The sequence below is a fragment of the Dietzia sp. B44 genome (genome assembly GCF_014145245.1).
Classification (GTDB): domain Bacteria; phylum Actinomycetota; class Actinomycetes; order Mycobacteriales; family Mycobacteriaceae; genus Dietzia; species Dietzia natronolimnaea.
On the sequence record NZ_JAALEF010000282.1, the window covers coordinates 3,137 to 10,931 of the forward strand.

6 protein-coding genes and 1 pseudogene are annotated in these 7,795 nt (G+C 70.8%); 3 read left to right on the forward strand and 4 right to left on the reverse strand.

The features are described from left to right. The coding region (locus tag G6017_RS16775) for a WS/DGAT domain-containing protein (RefSeq protein WP_241731455.1) at positions 1-749 on the forward strand (749 nt) is incomplete at its 5' end. Positions 750-761: 12 nt separating this feature from the next. Further along, positions 762-2,171 (forward strand): WS/DGAT/MGAT family O-acyltransferase, encoded by a 1,410-nt coding sequence (locus tag G6017_RS09940; RefSeq protein ID WP_241731456.1) that lies wholly within the window; start codon positions 762-764, stop codon positions 2,169-2,171. On the opposite strand, the gene G6017_RS09945 is transcribed toward G6017_RS09940, so the two are convergent. The 3 genes from G6017_RS09945 to guaB form a co-directional block, all read right to left on the reverse strand. Next, on the reverse strand, positions 2,143-3,930 hold the full coding sequence (locus G6017_RS09945) for an FAD-dependent oxidoreductase (protein WP_182617170.1): 1,788 nt from the start codon (positions 3,928-3,930) through the stop codon (positions 2,143-2,145). The genes G6017_RS09940 and G6017_RS09945 overlap by 29 nt on opposite strands. An 88-nt stretch (positions 3,931-4,018) precedes the next feature. Next, positions 4,019-5,158, reverse strand: coding sequence for a GuaB3 family IMP dehydrogenase-related protein (locus G6017_RS09950; RefSeq protein ID WP_179524693.1), 1,140 nt, complete (start codon positions 5,156-5,158; stop codon positions 4,019-4,021). Between the two features lie 6 nt (positions 5,159-5,164). Next, a complete protein-coding gene (gene guaB / locus G6017_RS09955; protein ID WP_182609355.1) occupies positions 5,165-6,700 on the reverse strand; it encodes an IMP dehydrogenase in 1,536 nt (511 codons plus the stop codon). Between the two features lie 111 nt (positions 6,701-6,811). Here guaB and G6017_RS09960 point away from each other — a divergent pair, with 111 nt between their 5' ends. Then, positions 6,812-7,234 (forward strand): DUF5319 domain-containing protein, encoded by a 423-nt coding sequence (locus tag G6017_RS09960; RefSeq protein WP_370650868.1) that lies wholly within the window; start codon positions 6,812-6,814, stop codon positions 7,232-7,234. An 82-nt stretch (positions 7,235-7,316) separates the two neighbouring features. Here G6017_RS09960 and G6017_RS09965 read toward each other — a convergent pair. Further along, a pseudogene (locus tag G6017_RS09965) lies at positions 7,317-7,795 on the reverse strand (hypothetical protein); the annotation flags it as partial.

The following is a 7,795-nucleotide window of genomic DNA, read 5'->3' on the forward strand; positions in this document are numbered from 1 at the left end:
GGGCGGTCCGGGGCACCTCGCTCGACCTGACGGAGATGAAGGAGGTCAAGAACGCCTTCGGGGTGACGGTCAACGACGTGTTCCTGACCGTGGTGGGCGGCGGACTGCGTCGGTACCTGCGATTCCACGACGACCTCCCCGAGAAGCCACTCGTGGCGGTCGTGCCCGTGTCGACGCGCGGGGACGAGGGGACCCAGGGCAACAACCGGGTGACAGTGCTGTTCGCGTCGCTGGGGACCGACATCCAGGACCCGCTCGAGCGGCTGCGGGCGGTGGCCCGGCGGACGCGGCGGGGCAAGAGGCGGGCCCGGGGTGGGATGCGCCCGGGCCTCATCCAGGACGTGGCCACGCTGGCGCCGTCCGGCGCCCTGTCGCTGGTGATGCGCCTGTACGGGGACCTCCACCTCGCCGACCTGCACCCGGTGGTGCACAACCTCAGCGTCTCCAACTTCCCCGGCCCCCGAAAGACACCGGACTTCCTCGGCGCGCGGGTGACCCACATGTACCCGCTGGGCCCGCTGATGCACGGTTCCGGGCTGTCCGTGACGGCGATGTCCCTCGGCGATCGGCTCGACGTGGGGATCAACGCGTGCGAGCACCTCGTGCCCGACCCCGGACTCATCGCCACCGGGCTGCGGGAATCGATGGAGCGCCTGCTCGAACTGACCCGGGAGACGGCGGCCGGGGCGGGGGACGCCGGGGCGACGGTCTCGACCCCGCCGGGGTCCACGACGACCGAGGAGGGGTGACCCGTGGAACGGATGAGCGGCCTCGACGCCAGCTTCCTGTACCTCGAGACCGACGAGCAGATGATGGTGATCAACGGGGTGGTGCACCTCGACGTCTCCACCATCGACGAGGGGTACTCCTTCGAGCGCCTCCGGTCCGGGCTCGCCCGGCGGGTCAAGGCCATCCCGCCGTTCCGGCGCAGGATCCACGACTCCCGCCTGAACCTGGGACACCCGGCGTGGGTGGAGGACTTCGACTTCGACATCACCCGTCACGTCCACCGGATCCGGCTCGATCCGGACGGCGGCGAGGACGAGCTACTGGCCACGTGCGGGCGACTCGCCTCGACACCACTGGACCGCTCCCACCCGCTGTGGCAGGTGTGGATCATCGAGCGCGGCGACCCGGCCGCCCCCACCGTCACCGCGTTCTGCCGGGTCCACCACGCGCTCATCGACGGCATGCTGGGTGCCGAACTGCTCGCCACCCTCGCGGCCACGGACGCCTCCACGCCCATCCAGGATCCCGCACTGGTCCGGACCCACGTCGGCCGCGCCAACACCATCCAACTCATCGCCGGGGGCGCGCGGGATCTGATCGGCCGACCCCTGGCGCTCCTCCGCCTCCTGCCCGAGACGCTCTCCGTACCGGGGGCGATGAAGCGGGCCCGGGGCCGGGAGGACGGCGGACGGTCCATGCCCGCCCCGTTCACCGCGCCGCGGACCCTGTTCAACCGCTCCCTGACCCCGCACCGCGCGGTGGCCACGGTGACGCTCGACCTGCGGGCCGTCAAGGAGGTCACCACGCGCCTGGGCGGCACGGTCAACGACGTCCTGCTCACCGTGGTCGGCGGCGCGGTCCGGTCCTACCTCGAGGAGCACGGCGACGCCCCGGACGCGTCGATGGTCGCGATCGTCCCCATGTCCACCCGCGCGGATCTGACGACCGGCGGCGCGAACCAGGTCTCGGCGATGTTCGCGTCCCTCGCGACGGATGTGCCCGATCCCGTCGAGCGGTTCCACCGGATAGTCGACGCGTCGGCGACCGCCAAGGAGCAGGCCGGGAGTATCCGACCGGCCCTGCTGGACAACTGGGGCCGGATGAGCCCCCGCGGCCTCCTCGACATGGGCATGCGGGTGTACGAGGCGCTCAGACTCGCCGACGTCCACCCGGTGATCTACAACCTGATCATCTCCAACGTGCCCGGGCCCCGGAAGCCGCTCTACTTCCTCGGCGCACGGATCACCCACATGCACCCCTTCGGCCCGCTGCTCCACGGTGCGGGGTTGTCGGTGACCAGCGTGTCGATCGACGGCCACCTCGACCTGGGAGTGATCTCGTGCGAGCACCTCGTGCCCGACCCGGACGTGATCGCCCGTGGGATCGGGGCCGGGCTCGAGGAACTGCTCGAGCTCACGCGCGAGCGGGAGCACCCCCGCTAGAGACACCGACGATCGGCAGATGCAGCGCGCCGGGCGCCGCCTCCGGGACGATCGGCGACACGGGCGCCACCGGGGTCACGCGCTCGTAGGGCTCGCCCTGTGCGGGCCGGGGGTCGGCCTCGCCCTTGTTGGGCCACAGCGACATGGCCCGCTCGGCCTGCGCGGTGATGCTCAGTGCGGGGTTCACCCCGAGGTTCGCGGAGATCGCGGACCCGTCCACGATGTGCATCGTCGGGTAGTTCCACACCCGGTGGTAGGGGTCCACGACGCCACTGTCCGGCGAATCGGAGATCGCACATCCGCCGAGGAAGTGCGCGGTCATCGGCATGTTGGCGATCTCGCCCCACGTCCCGCCGGCCAGTCCGCCGATATTCTCGGCGATCCGCCGGGTGGCCTCGTTGCCCGCGGGGATCCAGGTCGGGTTGGGCTCGCCGTGGCCCTGCTTGCTGGTGACGTACCGGAACGGCCCGCGACGCTTGACCGAGGTCTCCAGGGAGTTGTCGAGGTTCTGCATGACCAGGGTGATCACCGACCGCTGGCTCCACCGCCGCAGGTAGAACAGCTGCAGGAACATGCTCGGCTTGCGCCGGATCTCGTTCACCAGGGTGCGCCACCGCGGGAGCGGCCCGTCCCCGTCCGTGAGAAGGGTCTGCAGGATCGCGATGGCGTTGGAACCCTTGCCGTAGCGGACGGGCTCGATGTGGGTGTCCGGCCGGGGATGGAACGACGACGTGATCGCCACGCCCTCCGAGAAATCCTGTTCCGGCAGGTAATTGGGGCGCATCGCCCCGAGGATCGATTCGGAGTTGGTGCGGGTGAGCTTCCCGAGCGCCGGCGAGAGCCGGGGCAGCGAGCCGTCGTCCTTGGCGTAGTGCAACAGATGCTGGGTGCCCCAGGTTCCGGCGGCCATCACGACGTGCGAGGCGGTGACCGTGGTGGTGCGCTTACCCCATCTGGTCCAGGCTCCGGTGCGCTCGAGCGTCACCTCCCACGTGCCGTCGGCACGCTCGTGCACGCCACTGACGGTCGTGCGGTCGAGAACCCGGGCCCCGGCCCGCTCGGCCAGGCCGAGGTAGTTCTTGAGCAGGGTGTTCTTGGCCCCGTGCCGGCAGCCGGTCATGCACTCGCCGCACTCGATACAGGCGGTCCGATCCGGCCCCACACCCCCGAAGTACGGGTCGCGGACGGTCTCGCCGGGCTTGCCCTCTCCCCCGGTCTTCTCCCCGAAGAACACCCCGACCGGCGTGTAGACGAAGGTGTCCTCGGCGCCCATGTCCCGTGCGACGGCCTTCATGACGTCGTCGGAATGGGTATGGGTGGGGTTGGTGACCACACCGAGCATCCGGCGCCCCTGATCGTAGAACGGGGTGAGCTCGTCCTCCCAGTCGGTGATGTGGCCCCACTGCCGGTCCCTGAAGAACGGGGAGTTGGGCTTGTAGAGGGTGTTGGCGTAATTGAGTGAGCCACCGCCGACGCCCGCCCCCGCCATGACCATCACATCGCGCAGCAGATGCACGCGCTGGAGACCGAACAGCTTCAGCTTGGGCGCCCAGACGTACCGGTTGAGCCGCCACGAGGTCTTGGGGAAGTCCGAGTCCTCGAACCGTCGGCCGGCCTCGACGACCGTGACGCGGTACCCCTTCTCCGACAGGCGCAGAGCGGTGACGCTTCCGCCGAATCCGGACCCGACGACGAGGACGTCCGTGTCGGGACTCCCGGTGGAGGCGGTGGTCGAGGGCGACGGCGTCGATGTCGTCATGGTGGGGCTCCCTGGTGGTCGAGGTGTAGGTCACAGTACCCGAGCACCAAGAACCTACCCGACAGTAGCTCCCGTTTTGTCCACCGCGTCAGGGGCGGACGGACAGGTCCACCTTCTGGAATCCCTTGACGTCCGAGTACCCGCACTTGGCCATCGCGCGACGGAGGCCACCCATGAGGTTCCGGGTTCCGTCCGGGACGCTCGTCGGCCCCTCCAGGACCTCTGCCAGGGGCGCCAGGGCCGTCTCGTCGTCGATCTCCGCCACGTGTCCACGGGGGACCTTGGGATGGGCGGACACGGCGTCCCAGTACACACCCCGCCCCGGGGACTCCAACGACCCGGCCAGCAACGGACCCAACACCACGGCGTCGGCGCCACACGCCACCGCACGGGCGATGTCACCCGAGGTGTAGATGTCGCCGTCGGCCAGTACGTGCACGTACCGGCCCCCCGTCTCGTCCAGGTAGTCGCGTCGCGCGGCCGCCGCGTCGGCGATCGCGGTGGCCATGTGGACCTCCATCCCGAGCACGGAACCCGTGGTGGTGACCCCCTCGACGCCGCCGTAACCCACGATCACACCGGCCGCACCCGTGCGCATGAGATGCAGGGCGGTCTTGTAGTCCACCACGCCGCCGGCGATCACCGGCACGTCGAGCTCGTGGATGAAGTCCTTGAGGTTCAGCGGCTCGTCCTCGCCGCTCACGTGTTCGGCGGAGATGATGGTGCCCTGGACGACGAGCAGGTCGATCCCGGCCGCGACCAGACCGGGCGTGAGGTCGCGCGCGTGCTGGGGGGACACCCGGACCGCGACCGTGCCGCCCTCGTCCCGGATCCGCCGGACCGCCGCCGCGAGCAGCTCGCGGTCGATCGGGGCGCGGTGCAGCTCCTGGAGACGCGCCACGGCCCGGTGGCCGGTCACGTCCTCGAGAGCGAGCTCGCGCAGCTCGGCGATCGCGGCCTCCGGATCCTGGTGGCGCGCCCACAGGCCCTCTCCGTTGAGGACGGCCAGGCCACCGAGCCTCGAGAACTCCACCGCCGACTCGGGTGAGACCACCGCGTCGGTCGGGTGGGTCATCACGGGCAGGTCCATCTGATAGGCGTCGATCTGCCAGGCCGTCGACACCTCCTTGGAGCTGCGGGTGCGTCGGGAGGGGACGATGTCCACCTCGCCGAGCCCGTACATCCGTCGGGCCTCACGGCCCATTCCGATCTCCACGACGTTGCGCACGCGCCCTCAGTCCTTGACGTTGTAGTTGGGGGCCTCGACGGTCATCTGGATCGCGTGGGGGTGGCTCTCCTTGAGCCCCGCCGCCGTGATCTGGACGAACTGGGCGCGGTTCATGTCCGGGATCGTGGCCGATCCCGTGTACCCCATCCCCGCGCGCAGTCCACCGGTGAGCTGGTGCAGGACCTGCGCGACGTCGCCGCGGTACGGCACCCGTCCCTCGATACCCTCGGGGACGAGCTTCTCCTCGGACAGCACGTCGTCCTGGAAGTAGCGGTCCTTGGAGAACGACTTCTCCTGCCCCGGCTTGCCCCGGCCGCGCATCGCGCCGACCGACCCCATCCCCCGGTAGACCTTGTACTGCTTGCCGTCCACGAAGATCAGCTCCCCGGGCGACTCCGTGCAGCCCGCGAGCAGCGAACCGAACATGCACGCCGACGCCCCGGCCGCGATCGCCTTGGCCACGTCCCCCGAGTACTGCATCCCGCCGTCGGCGATCACGGGGACGCCCGCGGCGTGGGCCGCCACGGAGGCCTCGAGGATCGCGGTGATCTGCGGGGCCCCCACCCCCGCGACGACGCGGGTGGTGCAGATGGAGCCGGGACCGATGCCGACCTTGATCGCGTCCGCGCCCGCATCGATCATCGCCTGGGCCGCGCCGCGGGTGGCGAGGTTGCCGCCGATCACCTGGACGCGGTCGCCGAGCTCACGCTTGACGCGGGCGACCATCTCGAGTGCGTTGCGGTTGTGGGCGTGGGCGGTGTCGACGACGAGGACGTCCACACCGGCGTCGGTGAGGGTCCCGGCGCGCTGCCAGGCGTCCTCGCCGGTCCCGATCGCCGCGGCCACGCGCAGTCGACCGTCGGAGTCCTTGGTGGCGTCCGGGTGCTTCTCGGTCTTCACGAAGTCCTTGACCGTGATGAGCCCGGTGAGGCGACCGTCGCCGTCCACGATCGGCAGCTTCTCGATCTTGTGGCGTCGCAGGAGTCCGAGGGCGGCCTCCGCCGTGACACCCTCCCGCGCGACGACGAGCGGTGCGCGGGTCATGACCTCGTCGACCCGACGCGACTTGTCCACCTCGAAACGCATGTCCCGGTTGGTGATGATGCCCACGAGTTCGCCCCGCTCGTCGGTCACCGGCAGGCCGGAGATCCGGTAACGGGCGCACATCTCGTCGACCTCGGCGAGGGTGTTGGCGGGAGCACAGGTGACCGGGTCGGTGACCATGCCCGCCTCCGACCGCTTGACCGTGTCCACCTGGGCCGCCTGGTCGGCCACGGAGAGGTTGCGGTGCAGCACCCCGATCCCGCCCTGGCGGGCCATGGAGATGGCCATCCGGGCCTCGGTGACGGTGTCCATCGCGGACGATACGAGCGGCACCCGCAACGTGATGTCCCGGGTGAGCCGGGTGCTCGTGTCGACCTCACTGGGGACCACCTCGGAGGCGGCCGGGAGCAGCAGCACGTCGTCGAAGGTCAGGCCCACCATGGCGACCTTGGTGGGATCGTCGCCGCCGGTGCGCACGGGGCCTCGCGACTCGCTCATCTGCCGTCCTCCTGGGGGTCGTCTGGGTCTGGAGTCCGAGGATAGTGCGTCCGGGGTCCCGGGTTCGAACCGTCGGCCCCGCCAGGTGGTGCCCACGGGTACGGTGGGAGCGTGAACGATCCCCTACGGCACGGAATGCCGCCCGACCCGTTCGCCGGCGATCCGGACGATCCGACCTCGGAACTGGCCGGGCTCGACCCCGTGGACGACGGCATCCCCTCCGGGCCGCTCGACGCGGAGGAACGCCGTGCGATCGAGGAGGACCTCGCCGATCTCGCGGAGTTCCGCGAACTCCTGGCCCCCACCGGCGTCAAGGGGGTGGCCGTGCAGTGCGAGGACTGCGCGGAGGAGCACTACCACGAGTGGGACATGCTCCGCGCCAACCTCATGCAGCTCCTGGAGGACGGCTCACTCCTGCCCCACGAGCCCGCGTTCGACCCCATCCCGGACGACTACGTCTCGTGGGACTACTGCCGCGGATACGCCGACGCGGTGCGCACGATGCGCCCGCGTCGTCTCTACTGGCGTCGCTGACCCGCCGGGCCGCGGCCACGACCGGTCCGCGACCACTGGGGGTCCGCAATTACCTCCCCGTTCCGCCCCACCGGGGAGGGGGTCAGTTGGTGGGCTGGGTGGTCGCCGGAGCGCTGGTGGCCGCAGGCCCCGACGTCGGGACCTGGGTCACGGTGGTCCGTGTCGGTGACGGCGCCGGGCCCGTCCCGTCGACCTCGCCCGGTTGCGGCCGACCCGTGGTGGGCGCCAGGAAGTCCTGGATCCGCTGGGTGTCGATCGGGATCTGCAGCGTCGTCGAGATCCGCAGCCCGTCCAGCGGCAGCGGGATGACCGGCATACCGGGGGGCGGCGGCGGGATCAGGTTGGACGGAAGCGGCACGGGCACCCCGGGAACGAGCGTCGCGGGGCCCTGACCCGGACCGGGGGCCGGGGCGGGGGCGGGCGCGGGAGCAGGTGCGGGGGACGGGACCGAACTGGGCGTGACCCTGCTCAGATCGCGCCTGATCGCGTCGCGGCGCTTCATCAACTCGACGCGCTCGCTGGCGTCCGAGACCTCGTCCAGCCGGCCGGACACCTCGTCGA